Origin of the sequence: Anaerobacillus sp. (assembly GCF_046314235.1) — a bacterium.
Classification (GTDB): Bacteria; Bacillota; Bacilli; order Bacillales; family Anaerobacillaceae; genus Anaerobacillus.
The window spans coordinates 1-18,546 of the sequence record NZ_JBKBWN010000005.1; the positions used below are offsets into that span (position 1 = coordinate 1).

At 38.0% G+C, this 18,546-nt stretch carries 12 protein-coding genes, 14 tRNA genes and 1 rRNA gene; 4 read left to right on the forward strand and 23 right to left on the reverse strand.

What is annotated here, in order from left to right; all coding sequences use genetic code 11:
* From ACK4M9_RS07945 to ACK4M9_RS08015, 15 genes are all read right to left on the reverse strand, one after another.
* A 16S ribosomal RNA gene (locus ACK4M9_RS07945) occupies positions 1 to 99 on the reverse strand; the annotation flags it as partial.
* A 274-nt stretch (positions 100 to 373) separates the two neighbouring features.
* Positions 374 to 454, reverse strand: a tRNA-Leu gene (locus ACK4M9_RS07950).
* Between the two features lie 33 nt (positions 455 to 487).
* Positions 488 to 563: transfer RNA gene (locus ACK4M9_RS07955), tRNA-Lys, on the reverse strand.
* A 21-nt stretch (positions 564 to 584) separates the two neighbouring features.
* Positions 585 to 657, reverse strand: a tRNA-Thr gene (locus tag ACK4M9_RS07960).
* Positions 658 to 663: 6 nt separating this feature from the next.
* Positions 664 to 739 (reverse strand) — tRNA-Phe (locus ACK4M9_RS07965).
* 13 nt (positions 740 to 752) lie between these two features.
* Positions 753 to 829: transfer RNA gene (locus ACK4M9_RS07970), tRNA-Met, on the reverse strand.
* Between the two features lie 454 nt (positions 830 to 1,283).
* Positions 1,284 to 1,357, reverse strand: a tRNA-Gly gene (locus ACK4M9_RS07975).
* Positions 1,358 to 1,401: 44 nt separating this feature from the next.
* Positions 1,402 to 1,478: transfer RNA gene (locus tag ACK4M9_RS07980), tRNA-Arg, on the reverse strand.
* A 333-nt stretch (positions 1,479 to 1,811) separates the two neighbouring features.
* A tRNA-Gln gene (locus ACK4M9_RS07985) sits at positions 1,812 to 1,886 on the reverse strand.
* Positions 1,887 to 1,903: 17 nt separating this feature from the next.
* Positions 1,904 to 1,979: transfer RNA gene (locus ACK4M9_RS07990), tRNA-His, on the reverse strand.
* Positions 1,980 to 2,039: 60 nt separating this feature from the next.
* A tRNA-Tyr gene (locus ACK4M9_RS07995) sits at positions 2,040 to 2,123 on the reverse strand.
* Positions 2,124 to 2,155: 32 nt separating this feature from the next.
* A tRNA-Asp gene (locus ACK4M9_RS08000) sits at positions 2,156 to 2,231 on the reverse strand.
* A gap of 12 nt (positions 2,232 to 2,243) precedes the next feature.
* Positions 2,244 to 2,336 (reverse strand) — tRNA-Ser (locus ACK4M9_RS08005).
* Between the two features lie 21 nt (positions 2,337 to 2,357).
* A tRNA-Met gene (locus ACK4M9_RS08010) sits at positions 2,358 to 2,434 on the reverse strand.
* A 31-nt stretch (positions 2,435 to 2,465) separates the two neighbouring features.
* Positions 2,466 to 2,541 (reverse strand) — tRNA-Ala (locus ACK4M9_RS08015).
* Positions 2,542 to 2,991: 450 nt separating this feature from the next.
* Between ACK4M9_RS08015 and ACK4M9_RS08020 the strand changes: the two genes are divergently transcribed.
* The 3 genes from ACK4M9_RS08020 (at position 2,992) to ACK4M9_RS08030 (ending at position 7,249) form a co-directional block, all read left to right on the forward strand.
* Positions 2,992 to 4,701: an alkaline phosphatase gene (locus tag ACK4M9_RS08020; RefSeq protein WP_409849205.1), complete on the forward strand. Its 1,710-nt coding sequence runs from the start codon at positions 2,992 to 2,994 to the stop codon at positions 4,699 to 4,701.
* Between the two features lie 402 nt (positions 4,702 to 5,103).
* Entirely contained in the window at positions 5,104 to 6,609 is a 1,506-nt protein-coding gene (zwf, locus tag ACK4M9_RS08025; RefSeq protein ID WP_409849207.1) for a glucose-6-phosphate dehydrogenase, read from the forward strand.
* A 22-nt stretch (positions 6,610 to 6,631) separates the two neighbouring features.
* Positions 6,632 to 7,249 (forward strand): cyclase family protein, encoded by a 618-nt coding sequence (locus ACK4M9_RS08030; RefSeq protein WP_409849209.1) that lies wholly within the window; start codon positions 6,632 to 6,634, stop codon positions 7,247 to 7,249.
* Between the two features lie 211 nt (positions 7,250 to 7,460).
* Here the strand turns inward: ACK4M9_RS08030 and gndA are convergent, their stop codons facing one another.
* Positions 7,461 to 8,873, reverse strand: coding sequence for an NADP-dependent phosphogluconate dehydrogenase (gndA, locus tag ACK4M9_RS08035; protein WP_409849211.1), 1,413 nt, complete (start codon positions 8,871 to 8,873; stop codon positions 7,461 to 7,463).
* A 351-nt stretch (positions 8,874 to 9,224) separates the two neighbouring features.
* Positions 9,225 to 10,409 carry a methionine gamma-lyase gene (megL, locus tag ACK4M9_RS08040; RefSeq protein ID WP_409849213.1) on the reverse strand — a complete coding sequence of 395 codons (1,185 nt, stop codon included), beginning with the start codon at positions 10,407 to 10,409 and terminating at the stop codon, positions 9,225 to 9,227.
* A 194-nt stretch (positions 10,410 to 10,603) separates the two neighbouring features.
* Here megL and ACK4M9_RS08045 point away from each other — a divergent pair, with 194 nt between their 5' ends.
* The gene (locus ACK4M9_RS08045; RefSeq protein ID WP_409849215.1) at positions 10,604 to 11,029 is read left to right on the forward strand and encodes a DUF2621 family protein; all 426 of its coding nucleotides are present in this window, start codon (positions 10,604 to 10,606) and stop codon (positions 11,027 to 11,029) included.
* A 123-nt stretch (positions 11,030 to 11,152) separates the two neighbouring features.
* On the opposite strand, the gene ACK4M9_RS08050 is transcribed toward ACK4M9_RS08045, so the two are convergent.
* From ACK4M9_RS08050 to ACK4M9_RS08075, 6 genes are all read right to left on the reverse strand, one after another.
* Entirely contained in the window at positions 11,153 to 11,668 is a 516-nt protein-coding gene (locus ACK4M9_RS08050) for a CcdC family protein (RefSeq protein WP_409849217.1), read from the reverse strand.
* 204 nt (positions 11,669 to 11,872) lie between these two features.
* Positions 11,873 to 12,079 carry a copper chaperone CopZ gene (gene copZ / locus ACK4M9_RS08055; RefSeq protein WP_409849219.1) on the reverse strand — a complete coding sequence of 69 codons (207 nt, stop codon included), beginning with the start codon at positions 12,077 to 12,079 and terminating at the stop codon, positions 11,873 to 11,875.
* 26 nt (positions 12,080 to 12,105) lie between these two features.
* Entirely contained in the window at positions 12,106 to 14,487 is a 2,382-nt protein-coding gene (locus tag ACK4M9_RS08060) for a heavy metal translocating P-type ATPase (RefSeq protein WP_409849221.1), read from the reverse strand.
* Between the two features lie 19 nt (positions 14,488 to 14,506).
* Positions 14,507 to 14,833, reverse strand: coding sequence for a metal-sensing transcriptional repressor (locus tag ACK4M9_RS08065; RefSeq protein WP_409849223.1), 327 nt, complete (start codon positions 14,831 to 14,833; stop codon positions 14,507 to 14,509).
* An 87-nt stretch (positions 14,834 to 14,920) separates the two neighbouring features.
* On the reverse strand, positions 14,921 to 16,738 hold the full coding sequence (locus ACK4M9_RS08070) for an ABC transporter ATP-binding protein (RefSeq protein ID WP_409849225.1): 1,818 nt from the start codon (positions 16,736 to 16,738) through the stop codon (positions 14,921 to 14,923).
* On the reverse strand, positions 16,731 to 18,488 hold the full coding sequence (locus ACK4M9_RS08075; RefSeq protein WP_409849227.1) for an ABC transporter transmembrane domain-containing protein: 1,758 nt from the start codon (positions 18,486 to 18,488) through the stop codon (positions 16,731 to 16,733). Before ACK4M9_RS08075 ends, ACK4M9_RS08070 begins: the two co-directional genes overlap by 8 nt.
* Between the last annotated feature and the right edge of the window lie 58 nt (positions 18,489 to 18,546).

Genomic DNA, 18,546 nt, shown 5'->3' on the forward strand with positions numbered 1-18,546 from the left:
AGAAGAAAAAAAGTAAACTTTTTTTCAACTCCGCTCGACTTGCATGTATTAGGCACGCCGCCAGCGTTCGTCCTGAGCCAGGATCAAACTCTCCATAAAAGTGTTTGATATAGCTCAAAAATTTTTGTTACATTGACGAGATATTGCTATCTCTTTAATTCGCTTGGCTGTGTGTTCAGTTTTCAAAGAACAATTTTTTTAACTACCTTATAGTCAAATCGTGCAATATTGCTACGAGTAACTGTAGGAACAATTAACTGTCGTTTTAGCGACAAGAATTTAATTATATCACAATAATTTATCTTGTGCAACATCTTTTTTATAGATCTTTTTATATAAATCTTTACGTTATGAACTAAGATCGTGAATAAAATGCGGGTGAAGGGACTCGAACCCCCACGTCAATGACACTAGATCCTAAGTCTAGCGCGTCTGCCAATTCCGCCACACCCGCATACGGAAAGTTATTTTACATTCCAAATAACTTTGGTGAGCCATGAAGGATTCGAACCTTCGACCCTCTGATTAAAAGTCAGATGCTCTACCAACTGAGCTAATGGCTCTTATTATAAAAGAGTTAAGAGTGCCGGCCAGAGGACTTGAACCCCCAACCTACTGATTACAAGTCAGTTGCTCTACCAATTGAGCTAGGCCGGCAAAAGATGGTGGCTCGGGACGGAATCGAACCGCCGACACGAGGATTTTCAGTCCTCTGCTCTACCGACTGAGCTACCGAGCCATAACAGTTAGATTGGTTGCGGGGGCAGGATTTGAACCTGCGACCTTCGGGTTATGAGCCCGACGAGCTGCCAGACTGCTCCACCCCGCGATAATATAAAATAAGGTAATTTTATTCCTGATCCTAGTTAACGAAAAGACTGTTTCTTCCTCTACTAGCAATCCTCTGTTGATAATGCGTCGAAACAACTCGGAGCATACTCGTGATGCATTGCTCGTTGCTCCACCCCGCGATAATATAAAATAAAGATAATTTTATTCCTGACCCTAGTAACGAAAAGACTGTTTCTTCCTCTACTAGCATTCCTCTGTTGATAATGCGTCGAAACAACTCGGAGCATACTCGTGATGCATTGCTCGTTGCTCCACCCCGCGATAATATAAAATAAAGATAATTTTATTCCTGATCCTAGTAACGAAAAGACTGTTTCTTCCTCTACTAGCATTCCTCTGTTGATAATGCGTCGAAACAACTCGGAGCATACTCATGATGCATTGCTCGTTGCTCCATCCCGCGATAATTGCAAAAAAATTAATAATTGATTTGGAGCGGGTGATGAGAATCGAACTCACAACATCAGCTTGGAAGGCTGAGGTTTTACCACTAAACTACACCCGCATTGTTTAAAAACATAAACCTTAAATTAAAGGATTAAAAAAAATTGGTGCGCCCTGAGAGATTCGAACTCCCGACCTTTTGATTCGTAGTCAAATACTCTATCCAGCTGAGCTAAGGGCGCTAGTAATATCAAAGAGTTTAATCACGATGCTTTCGGACGATGTATCGCTTTGTAGCATCCTGTTTCTTCCTCTTCTCGTCATGCTTCGATGCGTATGCGTCGAAACAACTCGTAGCCTAACCAGCGATGTGTTGCTCGTCGCTGAGCTAAGGGCGCATGTAGTATATCAAAGAAGTTTAATCACGATGCTTTCGGACGATGTATCGCTTTGTAGCATCCTGTTTCTTCCTCTTCTCGTCATGCTTCAATGCGTATGCGTCGAAACAACTCGTAGCCTAACCAACGATGTGTTGCTCGTCGCTGAGCTAAGGGCGCAAAGTTACTTCAAGAAAATGGCTGGGCTATCTGGATTCGAACCAGAGAATGACGGAGTCAAAGTCCGTTGCCTTACCGCTTGGCTATAGCCCAATGTCTAAAAAATATTATGGGGCGAACGATGGGAATCGAACCCACGAATGCCGGAGCCACAATCCGGTGCGTTAACCACTTCGCCACGACCGCCATATTTTAAGAACAATTGTCTACCAATAAACTATGCCCATAAAAACAAAAAAATAAACATGGTGGAGGGGGACGGATTCGAACCGCCGAACCCTAAGGAGCGGATTTACAGTCCGCCGCGTTTAGCCACTTCGCTACCCCTCCGGAATATAAAATTATTTACATTTATATAGGAATGGCGGACCCGACCGGGATCGAACCGGCGATCTCCTGCGTGACAGGCAGGCATGTTAACCGCTACACCACGGGTCCAGTTATATTATATGGAGGAGGAAGAGGGATTCGAACCCCCGCGCGGTTTAACCCGCCTGTCGGTTTTCAAGACCGATCCCTTCAGCCAGACTTGGGTATTCCTCCGTATCATATAGGAAATTAAATTGGTAGCGGCGGAGGGATTCGAACCCCCGACCTCACGGGTATGAACCGTACGCTCTAGCCAGCTGAGCCACGCCGCCAAATGAAGAATAATATTACTTAAAATTATTATGGTGGAGCCTAGCGGGATCGAACCGCTGACCTCCTGCGTGCAAGGCAGGCGCTCTCCCAGCTGAGCTAAGGCCCCTTATATGTTTAATGTTCTCTAGCTACCCTAACTTCTTTCGAAAGACATCTACTATCGCAAGCTGAACAATAAAGTTATCTTAGAATATCTTTACTTGGTTTTTCTTTCTGTTGATCAGCACCTTTCAGTAGCGGGTGGATATATAATTTAACATAAATACTTTTCTCTCGTCAACACCTTTTTTATTTCTTCTAAATTCCTACGCATTGGTTTAACTATATTAAAATAATTTATGTAGTAGCACACATTAAATAGAAACCAATAAAGAAGGATCTCCCTTCGTCCTCCCCACCCCTTATCTCCACTTAGTTTTCATAAGCATTTATGCAGAAAAAATGTTGCGAATTTAATAGACGAATTCATGTTTTCCAATATCTACTTAGGCGCAATTTGTCTATTAGGGCAACAATATTTTTATCAACAAATTTCAAACAGAAAGCAGAGGTTCTTATGAAAATTTATAAAGTATTTTATGTGTTTTTTTTATCGTTATTTTTTATTAGTGGATGTGGCCTTAATGCACAAGGAACTACTCCACATGTTGCTAGACCAATTCAACAAGTTACAGGTAATGCTGAAGCAAACCTTACTCAAGAGAATCAAAAGATACCACCACAACAAATTCATTTAATACCAGGTGGGCAAAAACACGAAGGGTTTGAGAACGAACCTATTCAGCAAGGAGATCTTTATGTTCCTTTGCGTGATAGCGAAAACATAGATCATAATCGCCCTTCACGTAGAATGACTAATCAACAAGGTGTTCAATTCCACGGACAAGCAAATGAAACGGTAAGATTATTAGAGAAAAGAATAGTCCCTCCAGGTAAGAAACCGAAAAACGTCATTGTTCTAATTGGGGACGGTCTGGGAATGGGACAAATGGAAGTCGCTCGATTATTTGAGCATGGCAAAGAGGGACGGTTGTTTATGCAAAGTTTACCGCATGTAGCGCTATCCCAAACGTATTCAGCTGACAATTTCGTCACCGACTCAGCGGCTGCAGGAACAGCACTAGCAACCGCAAAAAAAACAAATAATACAATGCTAGGAATTACTCCTGACGGAACTGAACTAGATAGTATTTTGGATGCATCTTTGCTTGCTGGAAAAAAAGTAGGCTTTGTCTCAACGAATACTGCTACAGACGCCACTCCTGCTGCCTTTTACGCTAGCGTTCGAACTCGGGCTGGTCAAGACGAAATTGCTCGTCAATTATTTGCAAAAGATATTGATGTAATCCTAGGAGGCGGGAAAGAATTCTTTACTCCCGAAAGGCAAAACGGCGTCAATTTAATTGAAAAGTTCCAAGATAAAGGTTATACGTATGTAACCGATAGAAATGAATTAAATGCTGCAACAGGAGAAAAGTTATTAGGCTTGTTCAATGACTCGTTTATGAACTATAAGATCGACAGAGACGAATTAAATAGTAAAGAACCAACACTTACAGAAATGACAGAAAAGACACTAGAATTTTTAAATAGAGGAACTAAAGGTAATAAAGGATTTTTTGCGATGATTGAAGGGGCTAGAATTGATCACGCGGCGCATGCTGCTGACTTTGCTAGTATCTGGCAAGAAACGATTGAATTTGATAATGCTGTAGAATATGCCGTTAATTGGGCTAAAAAAGATGGTAATACGCTAGTTGTTGCACTTTCTGATCATGAAACAATGGGTATTGCAGCCGCTGAACCAATGAATATTAATAAACTAAAAGGGATACCTGTTACACCTGAATATATGGTTAATGAGTTAGTATTTGATAATGGTGCTAATCGATTCACTACAGAGAGTATAAAAGGTATATTTAGCAAGTATGCTGACATTCAACTAACCGATTCGCAAGTTGAGCAATTTAATCAACGTATTTTAGATAACCAAGGAAGAAGAGTCCCAACTTTTAGAATAGGCTGGGAAATTGGAACAATTATCGCAGACCACTATCAAGGTGGTGCGATGAATTCTAAAATTCGTTCATTGAGTGGTACAGGTGGTCATTCCGGAAACATGGTACCAATTTTCGCTTACGGTGTTGGGGCTGAAGTATTTAACGGTGTTTTTGATAATACAGAAGTTCCAAAAGTAATTGCTCAATTAACAGGAGTAAATTTAGAAGACACAGCGCCAAAAGGAAAACCGAGAAAAACAAGGTAACATTAATCCGCAAAAACAATTCGCTTTTGCAAATAGGCATAGAGTACGTTTCTATGCCTTTTGGAGAAGCGTAAAAATTTCCCTTTTTCTATCTCCCTAAAATATAGTTCTTCACTCAAAAATACCCTACTTAAATTTCACCTACAAAAAAAGGTGACGATTTAAACTTGAGCCTTCTTAATTGACTTTTGAAGCTTTTGTAGCTTACTATATCAAGAGGTTTCTAAACAGGTTTACATCGCAATTATTTTAGTTTTATTTAGTTGGATTCCTTATATAAAATCGCCATTCTTTTTGACTTGGTCGGTTAGTTTTTTCAGGTTTAAAGTTATTTAGTGAAATACCCAAGTAGATATTTGGATAATCTAATAGCAAATTAACAATAGAATTGAGGATTTAATTGTGAAGACAGATAGTGCAAACAAATGTGTAATTGTTATCTTTGGAGCTACAGGCGATTTAGCAAAGAGAAAGCTTTTTCCTTCGATCTATAATTTATACAAAAAAGGGAAATTATCTAGTAACTTTGCTGTTGTTGGGGCTGCGCGCCGTGAATGGTCAAACGATACTTTTAGAAGGAATGTAGCAACTTCCATTCAAGAATCTAAAATCGATGTTGACCAAGACATAAATGAGTTTCTTAACCACTTCCATTATCTATCTTTTGATGTAACAAATACTGAGTCCTATACCAATTTAAATGATCTAATTACCAACTTAGACGAGGAGTTTAGTATTCCTGAAAATCGCATTTTCTACATGGCAATGGCCCCTCAGTTTTTTGGGACAATCGCCTCTTATCTAAAGGCTAATGGGGTTACAAACACAACTGGCTGGAACCGTCTCATTATCGAAAAACCTTTTGGACATAATTACGAGTCGGCTCAAAAACTAAATGATGATCTTCGCGAAGCGTTTACTGAAGATGAAATCTACCGAATTGATCATTACCTCGGTAAAGAAATGGTCCAAAATATTGAGGTAATTCGTTTTGCGAATGCCATATTCGAACCATTATGGAATAACCGGTACATATCTAATATTCAAATTACTTCAAGTGAATCGCTTGGCGTTGAAGATCGTGGCGGCTACTATGATCATGCTGGCGCATTACGCGACATGGTTCAAAACCACATGTTACAAATGGTCGCTCTTCTTGCAATGGAACCTCCGAATCGTTTAACAACTGAAGAGATCCGCACAGAGAAAATCAAAGCCCTAAGAGCACTAAGACCAATGACTCCAAATGAGGTCGACAGTTATTTTGTACGTGGCCAATATGGACGTGGCATCGTCAATGAGAACACCGTAAACGGCTACCGTGAAGAAGGAAATGTTGATCCTAAATCAAAAACAGAAACATTTGTCGCTGGAAAACTGGTAATTGATAATTTCCGTTGGGCGGGCGTTCCTTTTTATATTCGCACAGGGAAACGTATGACTGAAAAGTCTACAAAGATCGTGATTCAATTTAAAAATTTACCAATGAATTTATACTATAAATCAAAAGAGGAAATGCATCCGAATTTGCTTATTATTCACATTCAACCGGATGAAGGGATTTCAATTGTCTTAAACGGCAAGAAAATTGGGCTATCAGGTGAAACAAACCCAGTTAAACTAGACTTCTGTAGTAGCTGTCAAGACGTAGTGAATACGCCTGAAGCTTATGAGAAACTCTTAAATGATTGCATTATTGGAGACGCTACAAACTTTACGCATTGGGATGAAGTTGCCCTCTCTTGGAGTTTCGTCGATATTATTTCTAAAGTTTGGGAAAATTCAACACCTACCGATTTCCCAAATTACGAATCTGGCTCAATGGGTCCGAAAATCGCAGACAAGCTACTTGCAGATGATGGTTTCCATTGGTGGCCAATCACCGACGAAAGTGATTACACAATCTAAATGCTTGAAAGGGGAAATGAAAGTGAAAATGTATGATATTACCGCGCCTATCTTTGAAGGGATGCCTGTTTACAAGAATAAACCAGAAAAGCAACCAAAATTTGAAAAAGTTACAAACGGTTACGTAACCGAATCACGACTGTCTATCGACGTTCATACAGGAACTCATATTGATGCACCGTTACATATGATTAATGATGGCGAGACGTTTGAAACACTTAATTTGGAAAAGTTAGTCGGCACTTGCAAAGTATTCGATCTCACGAATGTAGAAGGTGGAATTACTGCCGATCATCTCCAAGACTTCGATATTACCGAAAATGATTTTATCTTGTTTAAAACAAGAAATTCAAGCGATGATGTGTTCAATTTTGAATTTGTCTATTTAGCTGAGTGTGGTGCAAAGTTATTAACCGAGAAAAAAATTCGCGGTGTTGGTGTCGATGCGCTTGGTGTTGAGCGGAGCCAAGAAGGGCACCCAACACATAAAACGTTATTTGGTAATGGCATTATCATAATTGAAGGATTACAATTAAAGGACGTTGAAGAAGGTACTTACTTTATGGTAGCTGCCCCTTTAAAATTGATAGGGACAGACGCCGCGCCTGCACGTGTACTTTTGTTTGAAGGGTTAATGTAGTACATTAGTAGATATTTCACGAAAATAATAAAGGGCTGACTGTAAAGACATTAAAGTCTTTACGTCAGCCCTTTTTATACGTTTACTAAAATCCTAACTAAGTTCCTACTTGAATACCTACCGCTTCGTAATCGTCAGCAAAGTTATCGTGTAATGAATACTTGAGACGCGGTAACATAAGGGTGAACTTTTACGTTCTACACATTCCTCACTATTTTTCTAGCCAATTGGTGTGGAATGTACCTTCTTTATCAATGCGTTGATAGGTATGCGCTCCAAAATAGTCACGTTGGGCTTGAAGTAAATTAGCTGGCAACGTAGCAGTGCGGTAGCTATCATAATAAGAAAGCGCAGCTGAAAATGATGGAACTGGGATCCCATGCTGAACGGCAATTGAAATAACATCACGTAATGCGTCCTGATAAGAGACCACAATTTCTTGGAAATACGAATCTAATAAGAGGTTGGTAAGCTTAGGGTCTTTATCAAAAGCTTCTTTAATGTTCTGTAAGAACCCTGCACGAATGATACAACCGCCTCTCCAAATCATAGCAATGCTTCCGATGTCTAAATTCCATTGGTATTCTTCAGACGCTGCTTTTAATTGCGCAAGCCCTTGAGCATACGAACAAATTTTACTCATATATAATGCTTTTCGGACAGCTTCAATCAAATCCTGCTTCTCTGTTAACAACTCAGGCTTTTTCGGCCCTCTTAAAACGGTGCTTGCATGAACACGTTCTTCCTTTATTGCTGAAAGAAAGCGGGCAAAGACAGATTCAGTAATGATCGGTAATGGGACACCGAGGTCTAGAGCGCTAACACTTGTCCACTTCCCTGTTCCTTTTTGACCTGCCGTATCTAAAATAACATCGACTAAAGGCTTACCAGTATCTGGATCGATTTTTGTAAATATGTCTGCAGTGATTTCAATTAAGTAACTGTCTAACTCACCTTTATTCCATTCTAAAAAGGTTTGATGAAATTCTTCTGAGCTTAAATCAAGCGTATTTTTTAACAGAAAGTATGCTTCGCAAATTAGTTGCATATCTCCGTATTCAATTCCGTTGTGGACCATTTTTACGTAATGACCTGCTCCGTCTGGACCAATATACGTACAACAAGGTTCCCCATCAACTTTCGCAGAAATCTTTTCAAGCATATATTGGACTTTTTCATAGGCTTCACGCTGTCCTCCAGGCATAATCGCAGGTCCTTTTAATGCTCCTTCTTCCCCACCTGACACTCCAGCCCCAATAAAGTTAATACCTTTATCGGCTAAATATCGATTTCGACGGATCGTATCAACGAAGTATGTATTTCCACCATCAATTAGAATATCACCTTCTTCTAAATGAGGTAGTAGTGAATTAATAGCTTTATCGGTAATCTCACCTGCATTTACCATTAACATTATTTTTCTAGGAGTTTCTAAGGAATTAACAAATTCCCCGACGTCTACAGTACCGATCATATTCTTATCCTTATGTCGTTGTAGGACCTCGTCGATCGTTTTTTTTGCAATATCAAAAATAGCAACGGAAAACCCTTTACTTTCAAAATTTAGGGCAAGACTTTTCCCCATTACTCCAACCCCGACAACTCCAATTTGTTGTTTGACCATAGTTGTTTCAACTTCCCTTCTTATCTGTAATACACAAGCAAAGCTTTTTGAATTTCATAATACTTACAGTGCCGCTAAGAACCACTAAGACATCTATCTAGCTGAGTTAAAGCATTCTCAAGTAGATAGATGTAGCTTAATGTTTTAATTAATTTTTATGATGAAATTCATTCATTAAGCATATAGATGTTAATCTTTATTCTACCTCAAGTAGGTAGTAATTAAGCAAGTAATATGGCTGTTTTTTAATATATAAATTAAATAAAGGTATCTTTAATGGAGTTTTCAGAAGTTTTGTAAAGAAAAACGATGCCGAATATAGACAGCATCGCATAATCATCTATTTTTTTATTACATTCGTTCAAGACTTTGTTTTATATCATCACGAATATCTTCCCAAGCTTCAAGTCCAACCGATAAACGGATCAATTGATCGGTAATACCCATTGATAATCTAACTTTCTCAGGAATAACTGAGTGTGTCATTGTAGCCGGATGTTGAATTAATGTTTCTGCATCGCCTAGGCTAACGGCAATTTTGATCATCTTTAAGCCGTTCATAAACGTTTGGATTTGCTTTTTCGAACCTTCTATTTCAAATGAGAAAAGTCCTCCACCATGTTTCATTTGTTTTTTCATAATCTCATGGTCTGGGTGGTTAGGATCACCAGGATAATAAACTGACTTGATCTTTGGTTCCGTTTTTAACCATTCAACAAGTTTTATAGTGTTATCACAGTGTCTATCCATCCGAATTGGTAATGTTTTCAAGCCTCGAAGCAACAGCCATGCATCAAAAGGGGCGAGAATGCCACCTATATCCTTTTGTGTAGTCATCGCAATTTTACTTATTAATTCTTGACTTGCGATTGCTAACCCCGCTACCACATCACCATGTCCGCATATATATTTCGTCGCACTATGAACAACTACATCACACCCCAGCTGAATTGGCTTTTGTAAGTATGGTGAACAAAAAGTATTATCAACGACAACAGGGATATTATATTCCTTCGCTATTTTTACTACCATTTCTAAATCTATCAATTTCATTGTCGGATTAATTGGAGTTTCGATGTAAATACAGGTAGTTTCTGGTTTAATTAAATTTCTAATTTCTTCTTCATTTTCCATGAAAGAAAAATCATGAGTAACGTTATATTTCTCTTCCATCAACGTTAACAAACCGTAAGTACAACCATAAACACCTTGAGAAACTAAAACGTGATCATTGGCCTTTGTTAACGAAAGAAGTACTGCGGAAATAGCTGCCATTCCTGACCCAAAAGCTAAGCACGCTTCACCTTCTTCAATTTCAGCTACCTTCTCTTGTAATACTGAGACCGTAGGATTTCCCAATCTAGAATAAATGTACCCTTTTTCTTCACCCGCAAAAAAACGTTCCCCTTGTTCTGCCGTTTCAAACGTAAATGTTGATGTTTGATAAATCGGTGTTGATAAACTGTTTAAATGTTCTTTCGAATCGTAACCTGCGTGAATGACTTTTGTTTCAAAATGTTTATAGTTTCTCTCCATTGTGTCTCCTCCTCTTTCTCTATCTTTATATATACCATATGCATACTAAAAGCTAAATGGAAACGCTTTCTTTTTCACATTTTTTAGGTCTAATTAACTATGAATAAGCTTAATAGTTCTCAAAGTTAACATTCATCAGTTTTTTATGCTACAATATTTTTTATATTGTAAACTATTTAGAGGGTGACGTTGAAATGCCAAATGAATATTTCATGTGGTTTATGGTTATTTGGTCAGTATTTATTTTTGTCCTTATGTCTATCGGTGGCTATTTCATGTTTCGAAAGTTTTTAAAGAAGATGCCAAAAGAAGATGGTATGTCAATTTTAGATTGGCAAGATCACTATATCGAACAAACGAAAGATCTTTGGGATGAGGAAGGAAAGGCTTTTTTAGAAGAATTGGTTGAACCGGTGCCTACTCTGTTCAGAGATGTAGCTCGCGACAAGATCAAAGGAAAGATCGGCGAACTCGCTATAGAAGATAAGGTTGATTTGATATCTAGGGACCATATTATTAAAGGTTATTGCTTGGCTACACCAAAACGAGATCATAAATTTTTAATAAAAAAACTAGCAGAAAAAAATATCGATAAATCTGTATATCAACAGTTTTTATAAAGAAAGAGGCTGTCAAAAGTATCAGACGCCGCTAGGCACCTAATATAGACATATGATAAATCTGTACGTCTATATTTAGTAGGAGCCGCGTGGTATTAGACACTTTTTGGACAGCCTCTTTTTTTAATTTGTAATAATTGGTTCAGGTTCTGTAGGGATTTGGCTAGACTGATTTGTGGTCTTAAGCTCTTTTTCCAGCTTTTTATAACCAATATACATAGAAATACGCCACGGTATAATCATTCCGTATGCAAGAATAAAGAACATACTACTTAAGTGGATTGGATCAATATAAAAACCTAAAATGTGTTTTAAAACAAGACGTACTAATAGTAAGCCAATTAATATAAATAAAAACGCTTTAGTTTTCTTTAAGTATATCTTCTCTTCTTTAATTTCGAATTTTGAGGTTCTAACTAAAAATAAGGAGAAAAATAATCCCACGGCTAGCGCTTCGATTACTTGAAGAAAACTTATCTGTGCTGGTTCATATAAGAACATTAAAAAGCCAGTTGACATAAACATCGGCGGTAACACAATCTTTTTAATAGTCGCTGGTTTTTTTGCGGCCTTCATTCGAATAAAGAATGCCATAAAAGCCATAAAAATGGCAACTCCAGTAGCTAAATAAGTCGTCATACTAGCGCTGGACCTCCTCTTCATAAAACAATATATTGATAATTATAACACATTCTATATTATATTATTAAAAAAATAGTGGTAATTATGTGAAAGGAGATAATAGTGTTTGAATTAGGAAGTAAGCAAGAACAAGCATGATCGTTTCCCGATTGGATGAAAAAAACGGAGGCAACTGGCCTCCGTCTCATTTATTTAGCAACGTTAGACTACGTCATAACCTGCTTCTTCGATCTCGTTTTTAAGTGTCTCTTCAGTTACTTTACCTTGATCAAATTGCACTGTTACATTTTTTGCAGCCAAATTTACTTCAGCACTTGTAACACCATCAAGTTTCCTTAAAGCTCCTTCTACTGCAGCCTTACAATGACCACAACTCATACCTTCAACTGAAATCGTTACTTCTACCATTTACAACAACTCCCTAACATGATTTATTATTTAATTTTTACGCGTTTTAAACGTAAAGAGTTACTAACAACAGAAACGGAACTAAATGCCATAGCAGCCCCTGCAATCCAAGGCGCAAGTAAGCCCATTGCGGCAATCGGTAAACCTATTGAGTTATAGATAAATGCCCAGAACAAGTTTTGCTTAATATTTCGCATTGTCGCTCGGCTTAACTTAATCGCCTCAGGAATTGAGCGCAAATCACCACGCATTAACGTAATGTCAGCTGCCTCCATCGCAACGTCTGTACCGGTTCCAATTGCCATGCCAATATCAGCAAGTGCTAAAGCTGGGGCATCGTTAATTCCATCACCAACCATGATTACTTTTTTCCCTTGTTCTTTTAATTCTTTTATCTTCTGCGCTTTTTGATCTGGTAATACTTCTGAGAAAACATAATCAATGTTCACTTGTTTGGCAATGGCATTCGCTGTACGCTCGTTATCACCAGTCAACATAATCACAGTATAACCCATCCGCTTTAATTGCTCGACGGCCTCTTTGGAGCTTTCTTTTACTTTGTCAGCAACAGCAATCACGCCACTTAGTTTTCCACTTACACTAATAAGCATCGCCGTTTTCCCATCAGACTCTAACTCAGTCATTTCAGCTTCTAACATTTGAAAATCAATCTGATTTTCGCGCATTAGTTTTCTCGTTCCAATCAATACGTCCTGACCTTGGTAAACGGCCTTTAAACCGTGACCAGGTATTGCTTCAAATTGTTCGACACTAGAGAGGGTGATATTTTTGTCTTTTGCTGCTTTAACAATGGCCTGACCGAGAGGATGCTCGGAGCCTTTCTCAATCGAAGCTGCCAACTTTAAGAATTCAGTTTCTTCCAAACCAGCGACTGGAATAACATCGGTTAATTCTGGTTCACCTTTTGTAATTGTTCCTGTTTTATCTAATACGACAGTGTCTGTCTTATGCGCTCGCTCTAGGTGTTCGCCACCCTTATATAAAATCCCGTTTTCAGCACCACGCCCCGTACCAACCATAATTGAAGTTGGTGTCGCTAACCCTAAAGCACACGGGCAAGCAATAACTAGAACAGCGGTAAAGTTAATAAGTGCTTCTTGGAAACTTGCACCAAGAATAAAATACCAAGTAACAAAAGAAATGACCGCAATTAGTACTGCCACAGGTACAAAGTATCCTGAGATAATGTCAGCTAAACGTTGAATCGGCGCTTTCGACCCTTGTGCATCTTCTACTACTTTAATAATTTGTGCCAAAGTTGTATCTTTGCCAACTTTTGTTGCCCTAAATTTAAATGAGCCGTGTTTATTAATCGTTGCACCAATGACTTCATCATCAATACTCTTATCAACAGGTATACTTTCACCCGTCAACATTGACTCATCAATACTTGTATACCCCTCAACAACAATACCATCGACTGGTATTTTTTCTCCTGGCTTTACGACAACGATGTCATTCATCCGAACATCTTCAATAGCAATTTCAATTTCGTCTCCATCACGGATAACAATTGCCTTTTTCGCTTGCAAGCCCATAAGTTTTTTTATCGCTTCTGAGGTACGACCTTTTGCTCTTGCTTCTAGCAATTTCCCTAACAAAATTAAGGTAATAATAACCGCACTAGTTTCAAAAAAGAGATAAACGTCTCCTTGTAAAACAAGCCACACGGAGTAAAAATAGGCAGCTGATGTACCCATTGCAACTAATACATCCATGTTTGCACTTCCACCACGAAGTGACTTATAAGCTCCCTTGTAAAACTGAAGCCCCGCGTAAAATTGAACTGGAGTGGCTAACGCCCATTGTAAGTACCCATTCATAAACCAATGAGGTAAGATCATTCGTTCTGGATAAAAATGATCAATCATTGTAACAAATAATGGTAAAGAGAAAATTAACGCAATGATAAACATTCTTTTCTGACGAGCTACTTCCTGGTCTTTTGACAACTCTTGCTTTTCTTCTTTACGAACAGAAGCTTGAAAACCAATTTTTTCAATCCGTTTGATAATCTCTTCTTCGCTAATTACCCCCTCCATGTATTCCACAGAACCGCGCTCAAGGGGGAGGTTTACAGTAGCAAGATTAACACCTTCAAGTTTATTCACGACCTTTTCAATCCTAGCTGAACAAGCAGCACACGTCATGCCTTTAATATCTAATTCAAGCTTCGACTTTTTCACTTCAAAGCCTAACTTTTCAATTTTCGCTTCAATTTCCTGTAATGAAGTTTGAGCTGGATCAAAACTAATCGCAGCTTTTTCCATTGCTAGATTAACAGAGGCAGATACACTCTCTTGTTTGTTCAATACTCGTTCAATTCGTGAAGAACAAGCAGCACAAGTCATGCCTCCAATGTTTAAATGAATGTTCTTCTCACCCATGTTTCATCACCCAACTTTTTTATGATTTGGAAAACTGTTGTATTACTTTCATTAGTTCTTCAATCGCATCATCACCATCACCTTCAGAGACAGCTTGACTTACGCAGCCCCTTGTATGATGCTCTAACAGTGTAAAGCCGACCTTTTTCAATGCTGCTGAAACAGCGGAAACTTGAACTAAGACATCTACACAGTAGCGATCATCCTCAATCATTCGTTGAATCCCTCTTACCTGTCCTTCAACTCGCTTCAAGCGATTAACTAATCGTTGCTTTTCTTCTTCTCTACGTTTGACAGCCGGACTCTTCTCAGGATGAAGAGGAATGTTTAAAATATCTTTTTCCATGTAATTCACCTCTAAATATACCATACCCCCATACAGTATTTTTGTCAATAAAAAAACAGTCGATTCTCACCGACTGTTTTTGAAACTTTAAGCTAACTCAGCACTAGTAACAGATTCGATCTCTTTGTGATCTCCTTGCTGAAGTAGATACATTTTATGATACAAACCACTTTGTTGAATTAATTCTTGGTGTGTTCCTCTTTCAACAATTTCACCTTGATGCAAGACTAATATTTGATCGGCATCTTGGATCGTCGAAAGCCGATGCGCAATTGCAATTGTTGTTCGGCCTAAGCGCATCTTCTCTAGTGCTTTTTGAATTTCCCCTTCGGTTTCTGTATCAACGTTGGCTGTTGCTTCGTCTAAGACAAGTACCATAGGATTTAAAGCAATCGTTCTAGCGAAAGAAAGTAATTGTCTTTGTCCACTAGAGAGAGTAGAACCACGCTCACCGATTTTTGAATCATACCCCCCAGGGAGATTTCTGATAAACGGATCGGCATGAACAAATTCTGCTGCGGCAACAATATCTTCCTTTGTTAATTCATTGTTATAAAATTTAATGTTTTCCTCGACAGTTCCAACAAATAGGAAGGGATCCTGAAGGACAAGGCCCATCTTTTTTCGCAATTCCTCATTTTCATAGGTTTCAATAGGCTTACCATCAATGAAAATATCACCTTTCACTCCTGGGTAAAAGCGCATTAGTAAATTAATGATTGAACTTTTCCCACTTCCGGTGTGTCCGACAAGTGCAATAGTTTCGCCTTTTTTGGCAGTAAAAGAGATATTTTTGAGTACCTCATGATTCCCATCATAAGAAAAACTGACATTACGAAACTCAACCTCACCCTTTTCAATGATTGGATACCCCTCACCTTTTTTTGTTGGCGCGATTTCATTATGATCTAACAGTCGAAAAACACGACTTGCCGACACAAGTGCCTGTTGAAAAATTGATAAGCGCATCATCATTTGATTGACTGGTTCAAAAAAACGATCTAAGTAATTTATGAAGGCATACAATACTCCAATTTCTACTGGACTATTAAAAGAAGTGATTCCAAAATAGCTTAAAACAAGGATTAAAGCCATGATAGAAACAAAGTCTACAGCAGGTCTTAACAATAGTCCATCAAGTTTAATACTTTTTAACCAAGCTTTTTGATGCTCATCATTGATCGTTTCAAATTCTTTTCTCAATCTTTTTTCTTGGCGAAAAATCTGGATAATTGTCATCCCTTGAATGGATTCGTTAATTTTCGCATTAAGCTGACTTAATTTTTCACTCATCTCGGCATAAAACTTTGAACTGAAGCGCCGATATGTTTGCATTAACATGAGTAATATTGGTAAGATGAACAAACAAAACAGAGCGAGTTGAACATTTAAATAGAACATTGCGACGAAAACACCAATTAAAAACATTGTGTTTTGGACGTAATTAGATAAGACACTAACATACAAGTCTTTAATTGTTTCAGTATCATTTGTAATCCGTGAAACTAGTCCACCTGTCGGAAACTTATCAAAAAAAGCTAACCCTAAGTTTTGAACTTTTTCAAAGACGTCAATACGCAATTGTTGAATGATTTGGAGGGCAATTTTTTGAAACAAAAATAATTGCACATACGTAATCGCTACACTTGCAAAGTGCAATCCTAAATACCCAACCCCTAACCAAAGCAACGGTTGAAAATCAAAAATTCTCGGTGTTAAGTAGTCATCAATAAAGATTTTTACTAAAATGGGACCGATAATTTGCGCACCTGTACCTAGGAGCAATAAAACAAAAGCTATTGTTAGCCAGTTCAGATGTGGTTTTGTATAGCTTAGTAGACGTTTAAAAACGATTTTTTGATTCATTGGCTCAAATAACAACGATTCTTTATTTTTCTTACTCATCGATTGAGCCTCCTTGCTCTACTAGTGTTTCTAATTTTTGCTTTTCATACATCTCTTTATACCAACCATCGACCGCCATTAATTCTTGATGTGTACCTTTTTGGATAATTTCTCCACGTTCTAAAACAACGATAAGGTTTGCATGCTTTATTGCACTTAAGCGGTGGGCAGTTATCATTGTCGTTTTTCCTTTTCTCATTTCGCGAAGCGCCTCAAGAATTGCTTCTTCCGTTTTCGCATCAACAGCTGATAAACTATCATCTAAAATTAACACTTCTGGACTAGCAATTAAGGCTCTTGCAATTGAGATTCGTTGCTTTTGCCCACCAGATAACGTTACACCACGCTCACCAACGATCGTTTCATAACCATCAGGTAATTGAACAATATCGGTATGGATTGATGCGAGTTTAGCTGCTTCAATAATTTCAGTCATCGTTGCATGCGGTTTTGCAAAAGCAATATTATCAGCAATCGTCGCTGAGAACAAAAAGTGGTCTTGAGGAACGTAACCAATTGACTCTCGAAGCGCCTCAATTGAGTAGTCTTTAATCGGTCGATTTGAAAAATAAATGTCGCCATCAATTAAGTCAAACTGTCTCATTAATAGCTTCATTAATGTTGTTTTCCCACTACCAGTTCTACCAACTACTCCTAGAGTTTCTCCTCTTTTCAACGCAAAGCCAACATCCTTTAGAACCGTTTCATCCTCTTTATAAGAAAAATGATTTATTTTGTATTCTATATCTCCTACAGGTTGCTCTAAAACTGTCTCCTCTAAATTTTCAATATCTGCTTTAACACTTAATAACGAAGATATCCGATTATATGAGGCGCGACCACGCTCGACAATATTGAATAACCAACCAAATGCAAGCATCGGCCAAATTAATAGTCCTAAATAGATTGTAAAACTAGTCAATTCTCCAATTGATAATTCATTAGCTACAACATATCTAGCACCAAACAAAATCGCGAGGAAAAATGATAACGAAACGATTAACGAAATCGTTGGATCAAACAATGCATCTACTCTTGCTACGGATATATTTTTTTGAACAACATCTTCTGATTTTTCACGAAATGATTCAACATCTTCTTTTTCATAGCCAAATGTTTTAATCACTCTGATACCTGACATACTTTCTTGAACTTTATCATTTAGGCTAGAAAATGCTGCTTGTGCCTTTCCAAACCGATCATGAAGTAAAGACCCATAATAACTAGTAGCTAAAGCCATAAATGGCATCGGAATTAAACAAATCAGCGTTAATTTCCAACTAATTGTAAATGCCATTGTCATTATAACGAAACTTCCCATTAATAACGAGTCAACAAGTGTTAAAATACCTACACCTGCAGTTTGCTCAACGGCACGAATATCATTTGTTGAATGTGCCATTAAATCTCCAGTTCGTCTTGAATGATAAAAGTTAGGCGACATTTTTGTAAAATGCTCATACAATTGATTACGGAGCTTTCTCGCCAAGCGAATCGAAGCGCCAAAAATCATAATCCGCCAATAATAGCGAAAAATATAAACTGCAATAGCGATACCTAACAAAATAAGTCCCCATGAATATAAAATAGTCATTGATAATGTTCTACCCTCAATATGATCGACAATGACCCCAACGATATACGGCGGAAGTAATGATAAGATTGACACGAATGCTAGTAATAGAATACCTGTCAAATACTTTTTTTTCTCTTCTTTAAAGAACCACATTAAGTCTATAAAAACTTTCATCCTTTTCTCCTCGAGTCCCTTTAAATTTGCACTACATAAGTAACCATAATTTTACCAA